The sequence below is a fragment of the Pristimantibacillus sp. Z349TD_6 genome, from assembly GCF_056173205.1.
The window spans coordinates 15,001-38,497 of record NZ_CM149662.1 but is presented as its reverse complement, the minus strand read 5'-3'; the positions used below and the strand labels follow the sequence as shown (position 1 = coordinate 38,497).

Genomic DNA, 23,497 nt, shown 5'->3' with positions numbered 1-23,497 from the left:
ATATGCTCGGTACTGCGTTGTATACGTAATTTTTCAAAAGAGATTCTACAGGCTCTTAACGCCCTCAAGCTTCGCTTCGTTGGAGCGTGACTCTGCTTCTGTAAGCTCCACTGCAGCAGCCTCTGCTTCTTCTTCTGTAAGCTCTTTTTGCGGCGCAAGAATCGTTGCAACGACCTGCTCAGGCTCCGCTAGTAATTCCACGCCGCTCGGCAGCTTCAAATCGCTTACGAGTATGCTTCCGCCAATCTCCAGCGACGATATGTCGACGGAAATAGAATCAGGAATACTGCCCGGCAAGCATTGCACCTCAAGCTCATGCAAAATCAACTGCAGGATACCGCCCTCGCGTACACCTTGAGAATCGCCTTCTGCATGAATACGAACGTTCGCCCGCACATTCTCGTTCATATTAATTTGATGGAAATCAACGTGCAGCACTTGCCTGCTCAAAGAATCACGTTGCACCTCTGCGATCATAACGGAGGTTTTTCCATGGGATGGAATATTAATTTCAAGCACCGCATTCGGCTGAGAACGCAGCAAAGCCTGCAATTCCTTACTATCCACCATGACCTGTGCTGCATCATTCAACTGTTTACCATAAATAACGCCCGGTATTTTCCCTTGGAGCCGCAATTGGCGCAACTCACCTTTCGTCGTGCCAGTTCGTTGATCCGCGTTCATAGCTATCGCCATATTGATTACCTCCTAAAGTTTTTGTGAAGCAAAAACTTGCTTCGTAAGCATACGCTTAGTTTTGTGAAGCAAAACTTGCTTCGTAAGCATATGCTTAGTTTTTGTGAAGCAAAAACTCGCTTCTGTTTTGATTTCCCTATAACTTACCCACTACAGCCAAAAATTAAACTTTAAACGACATTTGCATAAAAAAAGATGCAGCAACGAATTCATCCTCTGAATTCGTCACTGCATCCTCTATATCAACCATTTGATATTATGATTGTTTCTTTTCTTTTTTTGCTTTTGCACGTCCACGGATTTTATCCGCATAACCTGATTTATTCACTTGGCGCTCGCGTGCGATCGCAAGATCACCAGCTGGTACATCATGCGTAACCGTAGAGCCGGCAACAACATATGCGCCATCACCAATTTTCAATGGTGCAATCAAATTGACATTGCTGCCGATGAAGGCATTATCGCCGATTTCCGTTACAAATTTATTGTAACCGTCATAATTGACCGTTATGGCGCCGCAGCCGATATTAACGTCTTTGCCAACCTTAGCGTCTCCAACATAGCTTAGATGCGATACTTTGCTGCCATCATCAAGCGATGCGTTTTTGAGCTCCACAAAGTCACCAACTTTGCAGCCAACGCCAAGCTTCGAGCCTGGACGCAAATTAGCGTAAGGCCCCACAGCGCTTGTATCGCCAATTACCGATTCAGAAACAACTGAATATTTAATCGCGACGCCGTTGCCGATCGTACTGTTCGCAATATCAGCTTGAGGACCGATAATGCAATCTTCTCCGATAATTGTTGACCCGCGAAGCACTGTACCTGGATATATGACGGTGTCAGATCCGATCTGAACACCCGCTTCGATATAAGTTGAAGACGCATCGATCAAAGTGACGCCGCCAAGCAGATGATTGCGGTTAATTCGATCACGCATAAAACGCTCTGCCTCAGCAAGCGCCACGCGGTCATTCACGCCTATGGCTTCTGACACATCTGTCGTGCAGTAGCCTTGGACAGATTCGCCCGCTTCACGGAATATTCCGATAACATCCGTCAAATAATACTCGCCTTGTGCGTTATTACTCGTTACCTTAGCAAGCGCAGCGAACAGCTTCTCATTGTCGAAGCAGTACGTGCCTGTATTAATTTCTTTAACTGCCGCTTCTTCAGCTGAGCAGTCCTTTTGTTCAACAATCCGCTGTACAGTGCCATCTTCGCCACGAATAACGCGGCCATAGCCTGTAGGCTCGTCAAAAGCGGCTGTCAGAACCGTTGCAGCAGCTCCGCTCGAATGATGCAGCTCAAGCATGGCTTCAATTGTCGATGCTTGCACAAGCGGAGTATCGCCGCAAATCACAATCGTTGTACCTTTCTCGCCGCCAAGCAGTGCTTCCGCTTGCAGTACCGCATGACCGGTACCGAGCTGCTGCTCCTGCAAGACGTATTCAGCGCCATCGCCCAAATACGATTTAACCTTTTCAGCTCCGTGACCTACAATAACGACCGCGCGCTCCGCAGCCGCTTCCTTCACAACATCAAGCACATGGCCTACCATCGGCTTGCCGCACACCGGATGCAGCACCTTATATAACTTCGATTTCATACGCTTGCCCTGTCCTGCAGCAAGCACAATCGCCATAACTTTCAAATGAAAGACCCCCTAGACCTGCAATAAATGATTATTTTAGTATAGCTTTATAAGTGTGAAAAAAGTGCTATCTTCATCAGCAAACGCTGAAAGCTGCAATGATTCAAGTCGTACATCCTATTCCATTATACGAATATGTTGCTCGATTTCCAAGTGTATGGAATCGCTGCCTGTCATTCTACACTACAACCTATTCGTTTCATAGTAAAAAGATAAGTCGCACGTAATCATATGCTTAGCAATCACCTCTCGCAAAAAAAAGAGAAGAGAGCCATGGCTCTCTTCTCCAATCAACCCCAAAAACATAAAATGCAGTGCCTTAAGCTCCTTCTTCAATCGCAACTTCTTCTGCTGCGCGCTCGTATTCAGCGAGAACAGCAGCCTGGATTTTCTCCCGGGTGGTTGAAGAGATCGGATGAGCGATATCCCGAAATTCTCCATCCGGAGTACGTTTGCTTGGCATTGCAACGAACATACCATTGTTTCCATCGATGACACGAATATCGTGAACAACGAATTCATTATCAATAGTAATGGATGCGATTGCCTTCATACGCCCTTCGGAATTTACACGGCGGAGTCTGACATCAGTAATTTGCACTTGTGTTCACCACCTTTGTCTATCAGAGACTTGGTGTATACTTCCACGTTTTTGTGCCAATTCCTTCTACATTTTTGGTAAATTCATACTCAATTTAAAATATTTTTTTTATTTTGAATCTTTTTCGTTTTCATTCGACAATTGTCGATGCAATGACCTCTATTTCGACAAGAACATCCTTTGGCAGCCTTGCGACCTCCACGGCCGAACGAGCCGGTTTATGCTCTCCGAAGTAAGAGGAGTAAATGCCATTTACCGTTGCAAATTGATTCATATCTTTCATAAATACGGTCGCTTTTACGACATCTTGAAAGCTGGCACCTGCAGCAGCAAGCACGGCCTCCAAATTTCTAAACACCTGATGCGTTTGTTCCTCAATGCCGCCATCAACAAGCTGCCCAGCCGCATCGAGCGGAATTTGTCCTGAAGTGAACAATAATCCTCCGAGCTTAATCGCTTGCGAATAAGGTCCGATTGCTGCAGGAGCTTTGTCCGTTGCAATCACTTGCATTTGTTGCTTTGTTGTCATGATGGTCCCAGCCTTCCTAACAAGATGTAATAAGCACTCATTTACACGTATCTATTCTTTAAAATAGTTGCCTGGAATTACCGTCGTTTGTTTTGTCTTCATATCAACAGCCGTCAGTTTAGCTAGAGAGACATAGTCCTCAAGAAGCCGTTCCTCGAGTTCTACCTCGCCTGACTCAACAAATACGCCAACGCCTGCGACGATAGCTTTAAATTCAAACAGCAAATCCATCATGCCTTGGATCGTTCCGCCTGCCTTCATAAAGTCATCGATAATAAGAACGCGGGATTGCTCCTTAAGCGCTCTACGTGCGAGTGACATCGTCTGAATCCGCTTGGTTGATCCTGATACATAGTTGATACTCACTGCAGAGCCTTCCGTTACCTTATTGTCACGCCGTACAATAACAACCGGAATATTCAAGCACGCAGCTGTTGCGTAAGCTAGAGGTATTCCTTTTGTCTCAACGGTCATAATGACATCGATCTTCCGGTCTGCGAACGCAGTTGCAAACATTCTGCCGACATCCGCGAGAAGCTCTGGTTGGCCTAACATATCCGTTATATACAAATAACCGCCGGGAAGGACCCTTTCAGGCTGCTCTAACTGGCGGCATATGCTTGTCATAATGGTAAGAGCCGTCGTTTCTTGCATCTTAGGCGTATATCTTACTCCGCCTGCTGCTCCTGCAAGTGTATGAAGCTCGCCGATACCTTCTTCCTCAAACACTTCTTTTATGATCGCCAGGTCCTCACTAATTGAAGACTTTGCCGATTGATATCGATCAGCAAATGCTGTCAGTGAAATTAACGTGTGGGGTCGACTTAACAGGTATTGGGTCATCTCTACCAACCGCGAGCTCCGTTTCAACTTTTTCAAACACATCTCCCCCCACCTAAATCCGAATATTATAATGTAAATATAACATTTTTATACGGATTTAATCAAGGAGAACGTCAGCCTTATGTGAGCATTCTTACCACATATACTTCTTTGCAGAAACCGCGGAGCCCATTATAAATACGAGGAAGCTTGGCTTCCTTCGACACAAGGCCGAATACAGTAGGTCCGCTGCCAGACATAAGCACACCATCGGCACCAAGCCGAATCATACTTTCCTTCAGCTGCATAACCTCAGGATGCACATCCAGCGTAACTTTTTCGAGTACGTTGCCAAGTCCTTCACATATATCGGCAAAAGAACCGCGCTCAAGTGCACCAACCATATTTGAAATGGATGGATGCTCTTTAAGCTCATTTGCGCGGAACCTGCCATATACGTCAGCCGTCGATACATTGATTGGCGGCTTGGCAAGTACAACCCAGCATTGCGGAGGGTTGGCGATATGTTCAAGCTTCTCGCCACGTCCCCTTGCGATGGCAGTGCCGCCCGTTACACAGAACGGAACGTCAGAGCCAAGCTCTGCGCCTAGCTTGCACAGCTCGTCCTCAGGGATATCCAGTTTCCACAAACGGTTTAGCCCTCGCAGGGCAGCAGCAGCATCACTGCTTCCGCCAGCGAGTCCCGCAGCGACTGGTATTTTTTTGTCTAAATGAATATATACGCCTTGCTTAACATCATAACGGTCTTTAATAAGCCTAGCTGCCTGAAACGCTAAGTTTTTCTCATCTAACGGTATGTATCCAACTTGGCTTGAAATAATGATCGTATCTCTAGGTAGCTCTTCCATTTCAAGGCGGTCTGCAAGGTCAACCATCGTCATAATCATTTCGACTTCATGGTAGCCGTCATCACGCTTGCGGAGTACATCGAGCAATAAATTAATTTTGGCAGGAGCTTTTTCATAAATTTTCATCTGATAAGTTCACCCGTTCGTTCGTAAGCTTAAGCATCATTATATCAAACCAACGCAATAAAAGCTAAGAGATGACAATCGAATGTTTTTCGACAGTCATCCGCTTAGCTTTTTCACGAATAAATAGGAGCCATCACTTAGGGTTGATTTGTTTTGGCAGCAGCCTGCTCAGCGATTTGAATTGCGCGTTTCACCATATTTCCGGCGTCCTTCGCGCGTATGCTTCCCCAACCCTCTTGCTGCACCGTATCATAAAAACCAAGATCTTTAGCAAGCTCATATTTCAATTCCTCAGACATTACTCCGCGTCTTCTGCGACCCATTTCATTACCTCCATATTCGAATTTACGTCATTCTAATCAAAATATACGGCTGTCACTATTGCACAGGTAGTATGCTTCAAATGACAAGCGACCATACGGAGATGGAAAGGGCCGCCTTCTTTTCGCAAAGGCAAATGTGAATGAACGCAAAAAAAAAGCGCAGATGCTATTCTGCGCTAACATGCCTCACTAGGCGATATATATTCTATTGTTGCAAATGGGCGATACGGACTTGACCTTCATCATTGCATACGGTCACTTCCACCGACTCAGTCAGTATGTCCGCATAGCTGTAAGAGACACGCTTAAAGGCATGCTGCTCTTCATCCAGCTTTACAATGAAAACAGAAGGGTAGGTTTCTTCCAACGTACCGGTTCGTTCGATGGTCTTTCGTCGTCCACCGTTCGCTCGAAGACGGATTTTGGAGCCAACATGAGCTTCCAAGCTGCGTTTAATATCCAATAGCGCATTTTTTGCCATTGTCCACTACCACCTCTTTCCTTGTCCATTATAACCAAAAGGAGGAGGGTTGTCAAACAAAGCAAAATATTATATCAGTCGGTATATTTACTTGTCAACGGTGATTTCACCCATTTTTTAAAAAACCATACATAACGAAGCAAAAAATATACATATTAAGAAGTTGATTCAATTTAAACGTAACATTTGATATAAAATTGTGGCGAAAAGGACATGTTTGATTAGACTATTTTCAGCCTGAAAATAGTCTCTATTCATCCCTTCAGAGCATATCGCTATCTGTTACTGCTTTAATACAGAGTTCGGTGACGTAATTTTTGGCTTTGGCAGACCTACACGGAAGCTGCCCATTGTCTCAATACCGCCCACGCCGTCAATTCCGCTTATCGTACCATGAATGACATCTGCTAAGTTAATCGTGTCTTTTATGGATGTATAGCTTGCTTTAATCGCTATATAAACAGGATCGAGCGCATGAATCAATATTCGTCCTGGCGAGCTTGCGAAGTTCGAGCCCACTTGCAGCAAAGCTTCAAAATGGGATTGGCAAGCACCTGCAATAACGATCAACCCGTCACGGCTTCTCTCATATTCTCTAGCGACACGTACGGCATTAACGAAATGTTGTGAGTTTTTATAGCTGCTTAAACTGTACAGATCCATGGGCAAACGGCTTTTCAGTACGCCATCATGACCTGTTATTACGACAATATCCGGTTGAATTTGGGGCAGCAGACGGTAAAGCACATCAGCCATCTGAGACTCATGCACATGGAGACCGTGGGAAGGAACTTGCATCGTATTGTACAGCTGCATGCTCTTCTTCAAATAATTACTATCACCATCAAGGTGAAGTACCTTTCCTGGCACTTCAAAGAATGGTTGAGTCTGCTGCAGCGCATGCCGAATATGCTCCTCATTCTCAACCGCTTGACGTTCCCGTTCAGAATGCATGCGTCTTAATGAATCATTCACTTTAATTCGAACTTCTTGCACCGCACTTGTCGTTTCTGGATCGCGTATGACCGACAAATCAGGAATCGGAGCATCCGCAAGCAATCGGTAATCCGTGCCTTTCAGAACGGCAGTATGTGTACGAATAGCCTCAACCTTGAACAGCACGTCACCGCCATACGATTTGCGGACGACCAGGTCCCCTTGCTTCATGGGTAAATCACCTCTTCGTCTATCCTATGGGCAGAACGTGCGAATGGTGAGTATTTTATGATGAAACGGCCTAGCTCTACCAGCCGGCCTCCAGCATGCTGCGGCTAATCCGCGCAAATTCCTCGAGCGACAACGTCTCACCGCGTCTTATAGGGTCAATATCGTTGCTTAAAAGCATTTCCGTTAATGCTTCGCGGCGCTCCTTGCCCACGAATGCAGTTAGATTATTCGCCAGGGTCTTCCGTCGCTGTGCAAAGCTGGCTTGCACCACTTTAAAGAAATGATCCTCATCGGGTACATCAACAGCAGGCTTGTCACGCAAAGACAGCTTAATAACGGCTGAATCTACATTTGGCTGCGGTATAAACACCGTATGAGGCACCATGCAGACAACCTTAGGCACGCAGTAATATTGAACGGCTACACTAAGGCTGCCATATTCCTTGCCGCCTGGCTTCGCTGCCATCCGCTCCGCGACTTCCTTCTGAATCATGACGACGATATGCTCAAGCGGCAGCTTCTCTTCAAGCAGCTTCATAAGAATTGGCGTTGTCACATAATAAGGCAAGTTGGCAACAACACTTACGCCTGTTACGTCCGCAAACTGCTCTTCGAACAGCTTCTTCAAATCGAGCTTAAGCACATCGCCATGAATGACGGTTGTATGCTCCTCGCCCTCCAGCACATCCTTCAAAATCGGAATGAGCCTATTGTCGATTTCGACAGCCGTCACCTTACCAGCCGCTTTGGCAAGCCGCTGTGTGAGTGCGCCAATACCGGGGCCGATTTCAAGCGCGCCCTTCGTTTCATCAAGCTCAGCTGCCGCTACGATGTTATTCAGTATATTTTGATCGATCAGAAAGTTTTGTCCCAAACTCTTTTTGAAGGAAAAACCGTATTTCGCAATGATTTCTTTGGTCCGTTTGGGCGTAGCCACCTCTATCGCGGATGGCTTTACCGTTTCCTTGCTAAGCTCACTATGCTCTTGACTCATTCAGCTATCCCTCCAGTTCCTTTTCCATTTGACGGAAAGCTTCCGTAAACTCTGCTTTGGAAATTCGAAAGCTTGTACAGCGTTTATAGAACTGCTTGCCATTCGCATAACCAATTCCGAGCAGCTTGCCTATAACCAAGCGACGATTAGACGCATCAGGATGTACAATCAGACCTGCATCCATTAAGTCTTCCCAGCTAATTTCTCCCGCTTCATCTGCCGACTCTGTACGGAGCTCAGAGAGCGCCGCACGAATAGCTTCAGGGCTCGCATTTTCAATGCCGATGTCCCCTTTGTACAAAGCCTTCTCCTGCGGCAAAAAAGCATGCTTGCATCCTGGCGCATGGCGCGCAACAATTTTGCGAATGCGTTCTCCTGCATGATCAGGGTCAGTGAATATAATAACGCCGCGACGCTCATTGGCCAGCGCAATCCTCTTCAATACATCCTCACCGATAGCGGAACCATTCGTCTCTATGGTATCTGCATCTACCGCCCTTTTTATTGCAACGGTATCGTCTTTGCCTTCAACGACAATGATCTCTTTGATCACCAAGATCATCCCCTTCTACATAAACTGTATTAGACCCTTAGACATGCAAAAAGAAGAGGCAGTGCCTCTCCTTATGATGGCATATTTAATTGATTATTGCGATAAGATGATGGTAACCGCACAATTAGCTTGCAGTTGGTTTATTCGGCCCCAGCACATATACGGTGATGCCTTTTTTCCTGCCGAATTTGTTCGCAATCTTTGTACTATCAAAGTATACGTCGATTTTGTTGCCTTTAACCGCACTTCCTTTATCCTCAGCGCGGCGGAAACCGATTCCTTCAATATAAACCCACCAACCGATAGGAATTACCTTCGGATCAACAGCTATCGTCCGACCCTCTTGCACACGAGTACCTGATGAAGTAATCCCGTACTGCGGATGGCTTTCATCTTTGCCTGTTGAAGAGATGTCTGCAGAATAAGCAGTCAACGTGACATTTTTAAGTACTTTTCTCGCCTTAAACGTTACACCGCTCTTCGTAAGCGAAGTAAAGCTCGGGCTCTTGTTCGAGAGCACAGATACTTTAGGCTCTTCCTTCTTCGTTCCGATAGCGACAACCTGATTAACCGCAGCGGTTTCAACCACTTTGCTGACCATCTTCTTCGATATAAGAATTCCGTCCTCGTACTGCTTCTCGATACTCTCTACGATCAGACCTTCCTTGCCGGGTTGAACAAGCTTCTGCTTGCCCGCTTCCAGCGTTGGATCGTTCTTCTTCACAATAGAGAATGGCATTGCACGCTCTGTCTCAGCTACCTTCTTATCTACGCGAACGACGGTTACAGTCAATTCGTTGTCCAAAACGGTATGAAGCGGAGGTATTACTTTATCTTGACCACGAACTGGAATATGTAATTCCTCGATCGCTGCCTGCACTGTTCTCTCTGTCGTATATACAGTAGAGGTCTTGCCATCAGCCTTCACAATTACCGGTATCGCATGAGTCACCTCTATACGATCTCCGTCCTTTATTGCCGCATTAAGCGGTATGGACACCTCATCATGTGGTCCAATTGCGATAGCTTGTTCATCCAGTAGGCGTTGCAGGACCCATTGCTTCGTTTCCACAATGGTTTCTTGTCCGTTCACTACTACGGAGACGCTTTTGACAGCCGTTCCGTACAACAACACCAAAAACATGAAAGTCATAGCGATTGAGATAGTAGCACTCAAAAGAATCAAACGCAAGTTTTCACGCTTCCATCGCAATGCGAAAGACATGCTGGATGATCGTTTCCCATGGGTGTCCTTAACCTGGAGTATTCCCACTTCATCGGTCCTCCTTCATAGCCCCGCCGCCAAGTGTTACGCATGATACAACTGACGCGACTATAGTATATTGGCGTGCGAGCACGCAATCCAGTACTGCTATCGATCCTCCCACCCCCATCTTTTATCCCTATGTCGACAAATTCCCGATTATTCGAAAATAAAAAGAAGCCGTCGACAGAGGATCTGTTTCGTGGCTTCCCGGTTAAATGATTCACTGGGATACAGAAAAATGGATGCACGAGGTTGATCACTCTCTATAACGCTTGCGAGGTTAGCTGACGGATTCGGACAAGAGAGTCGCCCTATTCGTTACACAATGCTCATGGCAATGGCTTCGAAATTCACCCCTGAAGAATTCAAAATACGGTATCGAAAAACCGTACATGGTTCCCCCGCTCTCCGAATGGAGATTAAGCGTAAACTGGAAATCCAATACAAAATTTTATTGCTCTGAGATGAATCATACCTTCATACGAGGTCAATTGTAAAGATACGATAAAAGACGATTTAAGCGAAAAAGCAGGATAAAGCAGGAAAAAATAAGCGATTATCGCTATAAAAATTAGTTTTTACGCGATAAAGGTCTCTATTTCTCATTATTTCTCTCGTTTTTAGACAATACCAAAACATCTTCGACCGTTTTCAGTCGTAATTACACCTATTTCTTCTACCGTTTTGCCCAATAATTCGGCTGCTGTCTCTGCAACTAAAGAGACGTAAGAGGACTCATTTCGCTTCCCTCTGAACGGGTGAGGAGTTAAATATGGAGCATCGGTTTCGATCAAAATTCGGTCGATCGGAACCTGCTTAAGCACCTCTTTTGGCACCCTTGCATTTTTGAAAGTAACGGGTCCTCCAAATGATATATAGAAGTTCATATCAAGACATTGTTTAGCCGTTTCCCAGCTGCCGGAGAAGCAATGCATGACACCGCCAACCTCTGCTGCATTCTCTTCCTGAAGAATACGAATAATGTCCTCATGAGCATCCCGATTATGAATGACAATTGGCTTGCCCACCTTACGAGCAAGACGAATTTGCTCACGAAAAACCCTTTGTTGTACCTCTTTTGGAGAAGTATCCCAGTGATAATCGAGTCCAATCTCACCAATGGCAACAACCTTCTCATGCGCGCATAGACGTTCAATCCATTCCAAATCCTCTGGAAGCATATCTATACTGTCAACCGGATGCCAACCAACCGCAGCGTATATAAAATCATATTTTTCGGCAAGCGCCATCGTTGTAGGGATCGTTTCACGGTTAAAACCAATATTGACAAGCATATGCACGCCTGCATCCTTCGCACGCTGGATGACCTCGTCGCGATCCTCATCAAATTTCTCCGAATCTAAATGGGTATGTGTATCAAAAAGTAATGTCATGTTGATGTTATGCTCCTTCATTCGAGTTTGAAAAGCTTACGAAGTGAATCCGGCAATCGATGAATATTTTGTTTGAGCGGCTCTTCTGGATAATAAAGATGATATTGTCCTTGATGCAGGCCAGTAATAGAACGAACAATGTCGGATTTAGAGGATATTTCGCTTATATCTTCCAAACCATCTAACAACAAAATCGGCGCTTTTTCTTTCTTTTCTCCTTCTTTTTTATCTGGTCGATATACGTCATATGGCAGGTCAAATGGAAAATCGATTTCCATATGATAATCCGGATTCATTCCTATAGAAGAGAAACATTCGCTAATCTCATTTAGCAGCTCTTCTTCCGGGTTTTCAAGCGTAATGTACTTATACAAATGTCTGTTCAGAAATCGTTCACATAGATCGCTTAAAATAGAATCATGCTCCTCCGCCCACTCTGCGAAAGCGGTCTGAACGAGCGCTTCATCCAGCTTCAGATAATCGTGCACCGTCATCGTGTTTTGAAGCAAGCATTTCAGCTGCTTCGGCATCCACTGAAAGGAGTAGCCACCCACGTAAAGCTCCTGTGCTCTACGAAATATTTGACGTAGAATAATTTCCGAGCTTCTAGTCACCGGATGGAAGTAAATTTGCCAATACATCTGATAACGAGACATCAAATAATGTTCGACTGCGTGCATACCGCTCTCTTTAACTACAATTTGCCCTTTATAAGGACGCAATACGCGCAAAATGCGCTCTAAATCAAATGTTCCATAGTTAACACCTGTAAAATACGCGTCTCGGAGCAAATAATCCATCCGATCAGCATCCATTTGGCTTGAAATCAAACTAACAACAATCGGCTTTGGATATTTTTTTTGTATGACTGCAGCGACCTGAGCAGGAAACTGCTCCGATACAGCACTTAGCACGCGATTGATTTCTGTATCTCCCAAAATGATGTTACATGTCCACTCTTCGTGATCCGTGTCGAATACTTCTTCCAAGGAGTGCGAGAACGGACCATGACCAACATCATGCAATAAAGCAGCACAAAGCGAGACTAGCTTTTCTTCTACTGGCCAGTCAGGATAGCTATTTCGCTCAAACTGAGAAATAATTTTTCGAGTAATTTCATATACGCCAAGTGAATGTGAAAACCGGCTGTGCTCTGCTCCATGGAAGGTCAAATAGGAGGTTCCTAGCTGTCGTATCCGGCGCAGTCTTTGAAACTCTTTTGTATTGATCAAATCCCAAATCGTTTGGTCTTGTACATATATATAATGATGAACAGGATCCTTAAAAACTTTCTCTTCGGTCAGCTGTTTTTTCATCGTCTCTCATCTCCTTTGTTCATATTTTCGACACAAAAAATGATTTTCATGTCGAATAGTGTCGGAAATTAGTTTCCAAATTGTCGAAGCTGTTGTATTCTATTACAGAGTAATATGACCGTACTAACTAGTCAAATACTTGTGAATTCAGCTATCCGGGGAATATTCCTGGTTGACTATTATGGTAATCGTTGGTATTATAGTAATCATAAAAGCAAAAACTATGTCGAACGATGACGAAACGTATTTTGAGAGGGGCAATAATAGATTATGATGAAATCTACTGGTATTGTTCGTAAGGTTGATGAGCTAGGACGCGTCGTTATACCGATCGAATTGCGCCGTACACTTGGAATAGGCGAGAAAGATGCACTTGAAATCTACGTAGATGGCGAGCGCATCATGCTTAAGAAATATGAGCCTGCATGTATCTTCTGCGGCAACGCAGAAAACGTATCTTATTTCAAAGGAAAAATTGTTTGTCATGTTTGTTTGTCAGAAATGCCAACACCTGTGACAAAATAAAAAAAATAAGTTATACTGTACTTATTAACTTGTTAATTCTAACCTTTTTTATACTCCTTGATACCTTCCTGCGCTTGAACCCGGCCAGGAAGGTCTTTTTTTGTCTACTATTTCACATACATGATAATCATCTATCTATTTACTTCATTATATACATCGCGTTTAGGCAATCCTCGATCAAGCGCAACCTTCTTAATGGCTTCCTTACGATCAAATTGTTCCTCATAATGAGCAACATGGGCAGCAAGATCAAGCTCAGACCACCAAATATCTGCCGCTGGCAGCTCACTTGCCCCTTCACCCTCTGATCCTTCCACCACAACACAAAATTCTCCAAGCGGCGGATGCTCCGCAAACCATGCTATACATTCTGAAATTCGGCCGCGGACCGCTTCTTCATGACGTTTTGTCAGTTCTCTGATACATGCTATTTGGCGATCGCCGAGACATTCCTGAAGTGCATCAAGTGTTTTGTTTATACGATGGGGTGACTCGTAGAAAAGCAGTGTCCCTTTCTGTGCTTGCATATCGAGCAGCCATTTCATTAATGACTTTCGCTCGCGCGGCGGAAATCCAGCAAACAAAAATCGGTCCGTAGGCAGACCCGATATAATAAGCGCAGACAATGCTGCATTCGCTCCTGGAATAGGAATAACGGAAATACCATTTTCAATGGCGTCCTTCACCAGATCCGCACCTGGATCAGAAACAGCCGGTAGACCCGCATCACTAACTAGTGCGATGGATTGCCCATCTAAAAGCAATCTGATCAGCTCAGGGCCGCTGGCTTGTTTATTGTGCTCATGATAGCTGACAATACGAGTTCCAATCTCGAAATGTGTAAGCAGCTTCCGTGTTTGCCTCGTATCTTCAGCAGCGATAAGCTGTACTTCCTTCAATGTACGAATCGCACGGAATGTCATATCTTCTAAATTTCCAATTGGTGTCGCGACCAAATAAAGGCTTCCAACATTTTCTTTGGAAGCATCGGCAAAGCTTTTTTGTATATTCAAACGATCTGCACCCCATTCTCATATACCATTATTGGCGGAAGAAGCTTGATGTCAGGCTTCCCATCACGCATTGCTTCTATTAATACCATGTTTGCTTCTGCATTTGCATGAGGATGGACAAATTGAATCCGCTTAGGCTCAAGTCTCCATTTACGCATCGTTTCAACAATATCGAGCAGACGCGAAGGACGATGAACCATCGAGACCTTGCCGCCAGGGCGCACCAGCCTTGAGCATGCTTCTGCGACATCATCCAGCGTACAATGAATCTCATGCCTTGCGATCGCATAATGTTCGTTTTCGTTTTGTTCACCTGCTGTTATTGGCATGTAAGGTGGATTTACCGTTATGGCATCATATACCCCGTTACCCGCAATCTTAGGATACAATTTCAAATCCTGCTCAATAACGTTTATCTGCTCTGTCAGCTTATTCAGCATGACGCTTCTTCTAGCCATATCCGCCAATCTCGGTTGAATCTCAACCGCATCAATTTGCGCATTTGTTCTCGTTGTAAGAAGCATCGGTATAACACCATTACCCGTACATAAATCAGCAATTCGCCCGTGCTTTGGCACACTTGCAAACCGTGACAATAATACGGCATCAAGTGAAAAGCTGAACACTTCCCGGCTTTGTATAATTTTCAAACCATTTTCTGTCATGAGATCATCGAGACGTTCGTTTTCTGCTAAGGTTATATGTTCCGACACGATTTGGGCCGCTCCTTGATTGTTTATTTAATAAAAATACCGCCCCTTGCGGCAAGGGCGGCATGTCGTACGGATTCCACTATTTATTAAGAAAGGATAGACAGAATAAACAGTCGCCTTCCGTCCGCAAATGCCCGTAATAAACGTTGCATATGTGGAATCCTTCGTGATACAACCGAGTTAAGTTGTCATGGCCTTCACCAATAGCTGCTCCCGCTTCCGCGAATGCATGGTCAGTGATGACCTGTTCCTCTTTGCTTACTCCCGGTTTAATTCCTTTGGCTGGAGCTGCAACAACTTCATGCTCTAGCTCAGCCTCTCTCTTAAACAACTGACGCAGCTGGTTGTTCTCCTCACTTAGACGCTTATTATCCTCGAGCAGCTCTTTTACCTTCTGCTTCAAGTCCGTAAGCTCCTTATGGAACACACCTACTTGGTTATCCAGCTCGTCCATTTTCGCAAAAATATTGTTCTTCTCCAAGTTCCCACCCCAGAGCTTCAAGCGTGAGTGTAACCTCACCCGTGAGAATCGCACTCTGCCGCTTATTTGATGACGACATCATCCATCGACAGTTCTTTCGGTTTACCTGGTGTATCAAATAATTGCACATACACACTTTTGGTGGATGTATTAATACCAGTTACCTTACCTTCACCATATGAGGTGACTACGAATTTTCCAATTGCCGGAAGTTCTTCTCGAATGCTTTCGTAATTGTCATGCTCATATTTCAGACAGCACATGAGACGACCGCATAATCCAGAAATTTTTGTCGGATTAAGCGATAAGTTCTGATCCTTGGCCATCTTGATCGATACGGGCTCAAAATCACCCAGCCAAGAGGAGCAGCAAAGCACTCGTCCACATGGACCAATACCACCGAGCATCTTTGCTTCGTCCCGAACTCCGATTTGTCTGAGTTCAATCCGAGTTCGAAATACGCTGGCTAAATCCTTTACTAGCTCGCGAAAGTCAACTCTGCCTTCTGCCGTAAAATAAAAAATAATTTTGTTACGGTCAAACGTAAACTCAACGTCAACTAACTTCATGCGAAGCTGATGACCTTTAATTTTTTCAAGACAAGTAGAAAACGCATTTTTGGCTGCGGCGCGATTTTCTTCAACAACTTTTGCATCCACATCGCTTGCAATACGTATCACTTTCTTAAGAGGAAGAACAACATCCGATTCACCGACTTGCTTCTGTCCCACCACCACTTTACCGTATTCGATTCCGCGTGCTGTTTCAACAATAACATGTTGTTCCTTATCCACGGGATGCTCAACCGGATCAAAGTAATAGATCTTGCCCGCTTTCTTGAAGCGGACGCCGATGACATTATACAAGAATTAGCCCTCCTGTAAGTTTACCAATAGTTGCTCAAATGCGAGCTGAGGCGTAACATTCGCTCGCATACGCTTACTCGCTTCTAACGTATGCTCGATGCAGGACACCCAACCTGCGAACGAACGATTAAATGCATGTTTACTTATCCAATCCAACTGATCTATAAAAACGATGTTGTCCTGCCTGCCGGCCTGGAACTGTATCAAATCTTTAAACCATATAACTAATAACGACAACAGCAGTTGCGTATGCTCTACCAAATCTGTTTTGAATAGCTGTTGTCCAGCAGTGATCATCGCCGCGGTGAATCGGGTCAAACTCTCCTTGCCTAATTGTATCACTAGGGTTCTGATTTCTGCAAACTGATTCTGCTGGAGAAATTGTCTTGCACCGTCTAAACCTGATGTTAATTGAACAACGGTTCGGGCCAAAATAGACGGAGCACCCTCAGCAATAAGAGTTTGCAGCATAATCTCAGGCGACATAGGCAGGAAAGGCACCCACTGCGTACGGGAACGAATAGTAGGAAGAACAGCTTGTCCATTATCCGTAATTAGAATTGCAACAACGGGCGACAACGGTTCTTCCAAAAATTTGAGTAAACTATTCGCAGCCTGCAGCGTCATTTTGTCAGCTTGCTCTATCATATACACTTTGCGCTTCGTCCCGCTATTGCGATAAGAAAAGTCCCGCTGCAGCTCGCGAATTTGATCAATTTTTATAGACTGGCCATCTGGCGCTATCGTCGTTAAGTCTGTCTGATTGCCATGTTCAAATTTTCTGCACTCCAAGCATTCCCCGCAAGCAGCGGCAATACCTGCCGTACAGAACAATGCCTTAGAAAATTCGCGAGCCATCGCCATTCTTCCCGTACCTGAAGGACCATTAAATAAATAGGCATGAGAAATTTTACCGCTCTGCAAAGCGTGGGTCAAAATCCGCTGCGCTTTCCATTGCCCCGGAATATTTTCGAAGCTCATCGCCGTTCCTTACCTTTCCCTGCTCTCTTATCATCAAAACAATAAATTAATAAGAAGGCCTCGTATCTCACCGATCCTGTTAAGCAAGTCAATTCTTCCTTGCTCACTGTCGAGTAAATCCTCAGCCATGGAGACGAGTGTCGCATCGATCTCATCCAGCAGTTTATATCGTTTAATTCGTCCTCTGCGATCGAAGCCTTTGACTTCCTTCAGCACAACGCCGCGCCTGATGGTGTCCTCCAAAAACTGCTTGATCATTTGACGATAAATTTTCAATTCACGGACAGTCATCACTCTAGCAAGTCGATCACCTTGTCTATGAATGTCCTGCAGCTTCAGTTGAAGCTGCTCTTGTGTACGATCAGCATCCTGCTGAACCATCACATCGGCAAAGCTTCTTGGCTGTATCTGTTTGTTTGTGGCTTCGTTGTTTGTACGGTTTTGTCCCAATGGTCGAAAGCCTTGATCAATTTTCACCCTATATCACGCCCATTCAGAAATGCTCAAATCGTTCGACAGGCATTACGAATACAGCTGCTCCACCAACCTGTACTTCAACAGGGAAAGGAATATAGGAATCTGTTGATCCGCCCATCGGTGATACAGGAGTAACCAATTGGTCTCTTACTTTGCAATTTGCATTAATGACTTGAAGAACCTCATGTACTCTCTCGTCCTCAATACCAATCATAAAGGTAGTATTGCCTGCTCTTAGAAATCCACCCGTACTTGCCAGCTTCGTTGCTCTAAACCCTTCACGAACAAGTGCATTTGACAGTCTGTTGCTATCCTTATCTTGAATAACCGCGATTACTAATTTCATCTTCATTCCCCCTTGACTACTATTAGAATAGGTTATTAATAACTTGCAATTTTAACCATTAAACCATTCGTTGAATCTCAAGCCCCATAACGACAAATCTCTTGATGCATAGAAATACGTCTATACTTTAAAGTTTGACATCGGTTGCAAAAAATCCTGCAAAACGCTCATCAATTGCTGATAAAACGTCAGCAAACACCAAATCTGCACTATTTTCGGCATTTACAAGCACGATTCGTTCCGGGTTCTGCTGCAGCAGCTTCATATAGCCTTCTCGCACCTTCTCATGGAAAGACTGCTTCTCTAGGTCTAAACGATTGATTTCCCTCTCTGATGCTTGTGCGATACGTCCGAGACCTACTTCCGGAGACACATCCATGTAAATCGTCAGATCAGGCATCACTTCTTTAATCGCGAATTGATTGATGGCCCAGACCTCATCCATCCCAAGCCCACGCGCATAACCTTGATAAGCCAAGCTGCTATCTACGAAGCGGTCACAAATAACAAACTCGCCTTTCTCTAGTGCTGGAACGACCTTTTCCACCAAATGCTGTCTTCTTGCAGCTGCATAAAGCAGTGCTTCTGTTCTTGCATCCATTGCAGTATTCTCGCGATCCAATATAACGGCACGAATCTGTTCTGCAATGGGAATGCCTCCTGGTTCTCGCGTCGTCGTGATCGACTTTCCCCTTTGAAGCATTATATTCGTCAACTGTTCAATCAGTGTCGATTTGCCGGCTCCTTCGCCGCCTTCTATGGTAATGAATACACCTTTTTTCAAACTAAGGCTTCTCCTAACGTTATGTTAACTATACTTTCTTCTATATTAACAAAGCGGTACTCCTAGTACAATCAACATTTACTTCAAGTTCATAATCGTTCTGCTATTTCCGCTTATTCAGGGTAAACAGCTATGGTATTCATCATTCCATCAGCAGCGCCTTGAAACTTTGCACCCATCTCGGCAAGTTGTTGTATATGCTCAATTAACTCTGCCGTGATTCTCTCTCCTGGATACAAAATAGCGATGCCAGGCGGATAAGGTATAACCATCTCTGCTGATATATGATGTACAGCATCTTTCAGCTGTATTCGCTCACTTGATTTGTTCTTAAACCTAGATCTTGCAAACGAAACAGGCTCTGAGATCGAACGGCTCTCATGACAGGGAACTATTGAAGCTGCTGGCAGAGCACACCCCTCTTTATCATCAGACATCAGCCCATCAGAGTTTTTATTAGTCGTATCATTGGACTCAAGTGCCTCAACAGCCTCCTGCAGCCTCTTTATGTCCTCTAATGATGTCTGAATACCGACAACAAGTACAATATACTTAGGATCTGCCATCTCAGCAAAACAGCCATGCTGCTCCAGGTGCTTCAGCAGCTCATAACCCGTTCGCTTACGGCTAGAATCGTATAACACTAGTCGCAGCGGATCTGAACGCAAGCCTGATTCGCTATTTTCTTCGATTTTCATCTCCCGTATAACGGATGAGCGACGATGCAGCCATTGACGGAAAAACGCCGCTGATTCAAGACTTTGTTTAAAAAGATCCGCGCCCAAAGCATCAATCATTGCTCGGGAAATATCTATTGAAGCCAAAATCGGAAACGACGGGCTTGAGCTTTGAATCATCGCAAGCGACTGACGCAGCAATTCCCTTGATATTCTGTTGCCTTGAATGTGAAGAAGAGCCCCCATTGTAAGTGTTGGTAAAGTTTTATGCGCTGACTGTACAACGCCGTCTGCTCCCTCTGACATTGCCGACTGTGGAAAAGCTGGCTCCAAGCCATAATGCGCGCCATGTGCTTCATCTAAGAAAATCGGCTTATTATACCTATGGACAGTCTCAACATATGATTTAAGCTTCACACTAATACCGTAATAATTCGGGTTAGTCAAAAAGACAGCTTTTGCATCAGGATATTGAATAAGCGCTTCTTCCACTTGCTGGACAGAAGGAATCGTTGCTAATCCCGATAACGTTTCAATCTGAGGCGAGAGGAACACTGCTTTGGCCCCAGCAAGCTTCAAACCATTTATAATGGATTTATGTACATTCCGCTGAACGATAACAATATCATCTGGATCACATGCGGCGAGCAGCAGCGCCATATTCCCAGAGGTGCTTCCTCCAACCAAAAAATAAGTCTCCTCTGAACCAAATGTTTTTGCAGCCAATTGCTGTGCTTCTTTAATAGAAGCTTCCGGATGATGCAAATCGTCGGTTGATGAGATTTCAGTTAAATCAAGCTGCATTATTTTATAAAAATAATCGATTACATCATCATTTAATTGATCATTCCATGATGGTTGCTTAAGTGCTTGTCCCCCATGATGGCCGGGTACGTGAAATCCGATTGGCTTAATACGGGTATGATTCACAATCGCTTCAAATAACGGAGCAATAAAGGGCTTCATTGTTTATGTACAATCCTCTCCAGTAAACATTCATTCCTATTTCTATTATATATAATATTCAATAAACACTACAAAAAAAGAGCAGCTTCTGTAATCAGAAACCGCTCATGCATTTTTACCCAAAAATATTTGCTTCATTTGGTTAATGAAAAAAGGGTATTTGGCATCTTTAACATCTGTTTTTATCATTTCCGCTTCACAGGTATCACATATAAAACCGGTCACTATCCGAATACCCTGACCTTCAGCCTTTTCTTCGTTACAAATAATACACTGATACTCGCGATTATCGTCCATAACAATCCCCGCTTTCTGATCGTCCCTTATTAACTATTATTATGACACATAGTCTATCTATTTATACTTGTTTCATAGCGCATTTCAAATATTTATATATCGTATGCCCCGTATGGGCTAATGGTTACAGCATATGTAAAAATGTTTCATAAAGCTATGGACAGAATGCTTGTAAATACCGATATAGTTAACGAGAGTCACAGTATCTCTGAGAAGGAAAGGAAAAGTAAATATGCGTCAAAAATTATCCGAACAACAAAATGCTACAATTTATCAATATCAGCTTGTAAAACGAAAAATCATTCGCCCTGAGCTTATTCAGAGCCATTTGCTTATTGCAGCCGTATTATTGGCTTTCCAAATGCTTATGTATGAAATGGATGGTCTGTTTTCATGGCTTTTCGGCTTTGCAGTCGTGCAAGTCATCCATATCGCGATTATACTGCTAACTTTTATCCGAGTGGACGAAGCAGCTGACAGGCAATGGGTGTGGCGTATTACACCCCCATGGATTGGATTTAAACCTGCTAATGATATAAAGCTGTTCCTATTTCGCCGAGTTCATCGTCATATGTTCTGGATCGGCCTTTGTGCCATTGCGCTTCTATATCCATGGATCAAAGAATCATTGATGATTAGCATTGTAAGTTGGCACCTATGGCTGCTGATCCCGCGTATGCTTCTGTCCTTCTCTTTCCGTAAGGAGCAGAAGGACGGCGTACTTAGGCTTCAGTCTAGAGAAGCATCTTATTATCGCAGATAACAAAGAGGCCTTAGAAGCTCATACAGAGCGTTCTAAGGCCTGAATTTTTAATCAAAATTAGACACGGAAGAAACAAAAAACCTATCGCATCACATGCGATAGGTCTCTCGTGCTTGGCGACGTCCTACTCTCCCAAGACCCTGCGGTCTAAGTACCATCGGCGCTGAAGGGCTTAACGGTCGTGTTCGGTATGGGAACGCGTGGTTCACCTCCGCCATCGCCACCAAACGTAGCGTGTTGCACGCTGAAAACTGGATACGAAAGATTAGGCTTGCTGAAGCCTTTATGCTGCTGTCTACTGGATGTATGGGTCACAGTAAACGTGTTTAGGATAAGCCCTCGACCGATTAGTATTCGTCAGCTACACACATTGCTGTGCTTCCACCCCGAACCTATCAACCTCGTCGTCTTCAAGGGGTCTTACATACTGGGAAATCTCATCTTGAGGGGGGCTTCACGCTTAGATGCTTTCAGCGCTTATCCCGTCCGTACTTGGCTACCCAGCGGTGCTCCTGGCGGAACAACTGGTACACCAGCGGTACGTCCATCCCGGTCCTCTCGTACTAAGGACAGCTCCTCTCAAATTTCCTGCGCCCGCGACAGATAGGGACCGAACTGTCTCACGACGTTCTGAACCCAGCTCGCGTACCGCTTTAATGGGCGAACAGCCCAACCCTTGGGACCTACTTCAGCCCCAGGATGCGATGAGCCGACATCGAGGTGCCAAACCTCCCCGTCGATGTGGACTCTTGGGGGAGATAAGCCTGTTATCCCCAGGGTAGCTTTTATCCGTTGAGCGATGGCCCTTCCATTCGGTACCACCGGATCACTAAGCCCTACTTTCGTACCTGCTCGACTTGTAGGTCTCGCAGTCAAGCTCCCTTATGCCTTTGCACTCTTCGAATGATTTCCAACCATTCTGAGGGAACCTTTGGGCGCCTCCGTTACATTTTAGGAGGCGACCGCCCCAGTCAAACTGTCCACCTGACACGGTCCCCGAACCGGTTTCACGGTTCTAGGTTAGAACTCCGATACGATCAGGGTGGTATCCCAACGTTGCCTCCACACAAGCTGGCGCTCATGCTTCAAAGGCTCCCACCTATCCTGTACAGATCGTACCAAAGTTCAATATCAAGTTACAGTAAAGCTCCATGGGGTCTTTCCGTCTTGTCGCGGGTAACCTGCATCTTCACAGGTATTAAAATTTCACCGGATCTCTCGTTGAGACAGCGCCCAAGTCGTTACGCCATTCGTGCGGGTCAGAATTTACCTGACAAGGAATTTCGCTACCTTAGGACCGTTATAGTTACGGCCGCCGTTTACTGGGGCTTCGGTTCACAGCTTCGGATTGCTCCTAACCGCTCCCCTTAACCTTCCAGCACCGGGCAGGCGTCAGCCCGTATACTTCGCCTTACGGCTTCGCACAGACCTGTGTTTTTGCTAAACAGTCGCTTGGGCCTTTTCACTGCGGCCCCCTCGGGCTATTCACCCTACCGAGGCACCCCTTCTCCCGAAGTTACGGGGTCATTTTGCCGAGTTCCTTAACGAGAGTTCTTCCGCGCGCCTTAGCATGCTCTGCTCGCCTACCTGTGTCGGTTTGCGGTACGGGCACCTAGATCTCACTAGAGGCTTTTCTTGACAGCCGGAGTACATGACCTTCGCTACTGCAATTTTCGCTCCCCATCACAGCCCAGCCTTCATGATCGACGGATTTGCCTATCGATCAGCCTCACTGCTTGGACGGACTATTCCATCAGTCCGCGTCACTGCCCTTCTGTGTCACCCCATTGCTCAAACGATCTTCGGTGGTACAGGA

Annotated in this window: 26 protein-coding genes, 2 rRNA genes and 1 riboswitch (1 of these 29 cut by a window edge); of the genes, 2 read left to right on the top strand and 26 right to left on the bottom strand. The window is 45.0% G+C overall.

Features of this window, described 5'->3' with window-relative positions:
• Nucleotides 1-45: 45 nt before the first annotated feature.
• The 14 genes from AC0VYE_RS00200 to AC0VYE_RS00135 all read right to left on the bottom strand — a co-directional run bounded on the left by AC0VYE_RS00200 (nucleotide 46) and on the right by AC0VYE_RS00135 (nucleotide 12,792).
• Entirely contained in the window at nucleotides 46-696 is a 651-nt protein-coding gene (locus tag AC0VYE_RS00200) for a 50S ribosomal protein L25/general stress protein Ctc (RefSeq protein WP_441885271.1), read from the bottom strand.
• Between the two features lie 256 nt (nucleotides 697-952).
• A complete protein-coding gene (gene glmU, locus AC0VYE_RS00195; RefSeq protein WP_475445344.1) occupies nucleotides 953-2,350 on the bottom strand; it encodes a bifunctional UDP-N-acetylglucosamine diphosphorylase/glucosamine-1-phosphate N-acetyltransferase GlmU in 1,398 nt (465 codons plus the stop codon).
• Nucleotides 2,351-2,669: 319 nt separating this feature from the next.
• Nucleotides 2,670-2,951, bottom strand: coding sequence for a septation regulator SpoVG (spoVG, locus tag AC0VYE_RS00190; RefSeq protein WP_028609566.1), 282 nt, complete (start codon nucleotides 2,949-2,951; stop codon nucleotides 2,670-2,672).
• A 130-nt stretch (nucleotides 2,952-3,081) separates the two neighbouring features.
• Nucleotides 3,082-3,480, bottom strand: a complete 399-nt coding sequence (locus tag AC0VYE_RS00185) for a RidA family protein (protein ID WP_305953918.1) — start codon at nucleotides 3,478-3,480, stop codon at nucleotides 3,082-3,084.
• Nucleotides 3,481-3,531: 51 nt separating this feature from the next.
• Entirely contained in the window at nucleotides 3,532-4,359 is an 828-nt protein-coding gene (gene purR / locus AC0VYE_RS00180; protein WP_076271323.1) for a pur operon repressor, read from the bottom strand.
• Nucleotides 4,360-4,442: 83 nt separating this feature from the next.
• Nucleotides 4,443-5,297 carry a 4-(cytidine 5'-diphospho)-2-C-methyl-D-erythritol kinase gene (gene ispE, locus AC0VYE_RS00175; protein ID WP_475445341.1) on the bottom strand — a complete coding sequence of 285 codons (855 nt, stop codon included), beginning with the start codon at nucleotides 5,295-5,297 and terminating at the stop codon, nucleotides 4,443-4,445.
• A 137-nt stretch (nucleotides 5,298-5,434) separates the two neighbouring features.
• Nucleotides 5,435-5,620, bottom strand: a complete 186-nt coding sequence (locus AC0VYE_RS00170; protein ID WP_054025797.1) for a small, acid-soluble spore protein, alpha/beta type — start codon at nucleotides 5,618-5,620, stop codon at nucleotides 5,435-5,437.
• A gap of 205 nt (nucleotides 5,621-5,825) precedes the next feature.
• Nucleotides 5,826-6,101, bottom strand: coding sequence for a biofilm formation stimulator Veg (veg, locus tag AC0VYE_RS00165; protein WP_053373389.1), 276 nt, complete (start codon nucleotides 6,099-6,101; stop codon nucleotides 5,826-5,828).
• 282 nt (nucleotides 6,102-6,383) lie between these two features.
• Nucleotides 6,384-7,268 carry a sporulation peptidase YabG gene (gene yabG, locus AC0VYE_RS00160; protein WP_076271274.1) on the bottom strand — a complete coding sequence of 295 codons (885 nt, stop codon included), beginning with the start codon at nucleotides 7,266-7,268 and terminating at the stop codon, nucleotides 6,384-6,386.
• A 76-nt stretch (nucleotides 7,269-7,344) separates the two neighbouring features.
• Entirely contained in the window at nucleotides 7,345-8,262 is a 918-nt protein-coding gene (gene rsmA / locus AC0VYE_RS00155; protein WP_076271273.1) for a 16S rRNA (adenine(1518)-N(6)/adenine(1519)-N(6))-dimethyltransferase RsmA, read from the bottom strand.
• A 4-nt stretch (nucleotides 8,263-8,266) separates the two neighbouring features.
• Nucleotides 8,267-8,815 carry a ribonuclease M5 gene (rnmV, locus tag AC0VYE_RS00150; RefSeq protein WP_076271272.1) on the bottom strand — a complete coding sequence of 183 codons (549 nt, stop codon included), beginning with the start codon at nucleotides 8,813-8,815 and terminating at the stop codon, nucleotides 8,267-8,269.
• Between the two features lie 124 nt (nucleotides 8,816-8,939).
• Nucleotides 8,940-10,088 (bottom strand): 3D domain-containing protein, encoded by a 1,149-nt coding sequence (locus AC0VYE_RS00145; protein ID WP_076271271.1) that lies wholly within the window; start codon nucleotides 10,086-10,088, stop codon nucleotides 8,940-8,942.
• A 248-nt stretch (nucleotides 10,089-10,336) separates the two neighbouring features.
• Nucleotides 10,337-10,518, bottom strand: a riboswitch (cyclic di-AMP (ydaO/yuaA leader).
• 184 nt (nucleotides 10,519-10,702) lie between these two features.
• The gene (locus tag AC0VYE_RS00140) at nucleotides 10,703-11,476 is read right to left on the bottom strand and encodes a TatD family hydrolase (RefSeq protein ID WP_076271270.1); all 774 of its coding nucleotides are present in this window, start codon (nucleotides 11,474-11,476) and stop codon (nucleotides 10,703-10,705) included.
• A gap of 17 nt (nucleotides 11,477-11,493) precedes the next feature.
• On the bottom strand, nucleotides 11,494-12,792 hold the full coding sequence (locus AC0VYE_RS00135) for an HD domain-containing protein (protein WP_475445338.1): 1,299 nt from the start codon (nucleotides 12,790-12,792) through the stop codon (nucleotides 11,494-11,496).
• 270 nt (nucleotides 12,793-13,062) lie between these two features.
• Between AC0VYE_RS00135 and AC0VYE_RS00130 the strand changes: the two genes are divergently transcribed.
• Nucleotides 13,063-13,317, top strand: coding sequence for an AbrB/MazE/SpoVT family DNA-binding domain-containing protein (locus AC0VYE_RS00130; protein ID WP_054025791.1), 255 nt, complete (start codon nucleotides 13,063-13,065; stop codon nucleotides 13,315-13,317).
• Between the two features lie 131 nt (nucleotides 13,318-13,448).
• On the opposite strand, the gene rsmI is transcribed toward AC0VYE_RS00130, so the two are convergent.
• The 10 genes from rsmI to AC0VYE_RS00080 form a co-directional block, all read right to left on the bottom strand.
• Nucleotides 13,449-14,330 carry a 16S rRNA (cytidine(1402)-2'-O)-methyltransferase gene (rsmI, locus tag AC0VYE_RS00125; RefSeq protein WP_076271268.1) on the bottom strand — a complete coding sequence of 294 codons (882 nt, stop codon included), beginning with the start codon at nucleotides 14,328-14,330 and terminating at the stop codon, nucleotides 13,449-13,451.
• Nucleotides 14,327-14,995: a tRNA1(Val) (adenine(37)-N6)-methyltransferase gene (locus AC0VYE_RS00120; protein ID WP_076271322.1), complete on the bottom strand. Its 669-nt coding sequence runs from the start codon at nucleotides 14,993-14,995 to the stop codon at nucleotides 14,327-14,329. Before AC0VYE_RS00120 ends, rsmI begins: the two co-directional genes overlap by 4 nt.
• 127 nt (nucleotides 14,996-15,122) lie before the next feature.
• Nucleotides 15,123-15,524 carry an initiation-control protein YabA gene (locus AC0VYE_RS00115; protein ID WP_076271267.1) on the bottom strand — a complete coding sequence of 134 codons (402 nt, stop codon included), beginning with the start codon at nucleotides 15,522-15,524 and terminating at the stop codon, nucleotides 15,123-15,125.
• Between the two features lie 62 nt (nucleotides 15,525-15,586).
• Complete coding sequence (locus tag AC0VYE_RS00110) at nucleotides 15,587-16,390, bottom strand: PSP1 domain-containing protein (protein WP_053373398.1); 804 nt, start codon at nucleotides 16,388-16,390, stop codon at nucleotides 15,587-15,589.
• Nucleotides 16,391-16,393: 3 nt separating this feature from the next.
• Nucleotides 16,394-17,371 carry a DNA polymerase III subunit delta' gene (holB, locus tag AC0VYE_RS00105; RefSeq protein ID WP_076271266.1) on the bottom strand — a complete coding sequence of 326 codons (978 nt, stop codon included), beginning with the start codon at nucleotides 17,369-17,371 and terminating at the stop codon, nucleotides 16,394-16,396.
• A gap of 33 nt (nucleotides 17,372-17,404) precedes the next feature.
• Nucleotides 17,405-17,848 carry a YaaR family protein gene (locus AC0VYE_RS00100; RefSeq protein WP_076271265.1) on the bottom strand — a complete coding sequence of 148 codons (444 nt, stop codon included), beginning with the start codon at nucleotides 17,846-17,848 and terminating at the stop codon, nucleotides 17,405-17,407.
• 16 nt (nucleotides 17,849-17,864) lie between these two features.
• Nucleotides 17,865-18,194, bottom strand: coding sequence for a cyclic-di-AMP receptor (locus AC0VYE_RS00095; RefSeq protein ID WP_054025787.1), 330 nt, complete (start codon nucleotides 18,192-18,194; stop codon nucleotides 17,865-17,867).
• 127 nt (nucleotides 18,195-18,321) lie between these two features.
• Nucleotides 18,322-18,978 carry a dTMP kinase gene (gene tmk / locus AC0VYE_RS00090; protein ID WP_076271264.1) on the bottom strand — a complete coding sequence of 219 codons (657 nt, stop codon included), beginning with the start codon at nucleotides 18,976-18,978 and terminating at the stop codon, nucleotides 18,322-18,324.
• 113 nt (nucleotides 18,979-19,091) lie between these two features.
• The gene (locus AC0VYE_RS00085; RefSeq protein ID WP_475445334.1) at nucleotides 19,092-20,621 is read right to left on the bottom strand and encodes an aminotransferase class I/II-fold pyridoxal phosphate-dependent enzyme; all 1,530 of its coding nucleotides are present in this window, start codon (nucleotides 20,619-20,621) and stop codon (nucleotides 19,092-19,094) included.
• Nucleotides 20,622-20,726: 105 nt separating this feature from the next.
• Entirely contained in the window at nucleotides 20,727-20,918 is a 192-nt protein-coding gene (locus AC0VYE_RS00080) for a sigma factor G inhibitor Gin (protein WP_076271262.1), read from the bottom strand.
• A 232-nt stretch (nucleotides 20,919-21,150) separates the two neighbouring features.
• On the opposite strand from AC0VYE_RS00080, the gene AC0VYE_RS00075 reads away from it, so the two are divergent.
• On the top strand, nucleotides 21,151-21,681 hold the full coding sequence (locus AC0VYE_RS00075) for a transposase (RefSeq protein ID WP_475445332.1): 531 nt from the start codon (nucleotides 21,151-21,153) through the stop codon (nucleotides 21,679-21,681).
• A 111-nt stretch (nucleotides 21,682-21,792) separates the two neighbouring features.
• Here AC0VYE_RS00075 and rrf read toward each other — a convergent pair.
• Nucleotides 21,793-21,909 (bottom strand): 5S ribosomal RNA (gene rrf / locus AC0VYE_RS00070).
• A 99-nt stretch (nucleotides 21,910-22,008) separates the two neighbouring features.
• Nucleotides 22,009-23,497: ribosomal RNA gene (locus tag AC0VYE_RS00065) — 23S ribosomal RNA — on the bottom strand; it runs 1,444 nt beyond the window's last position.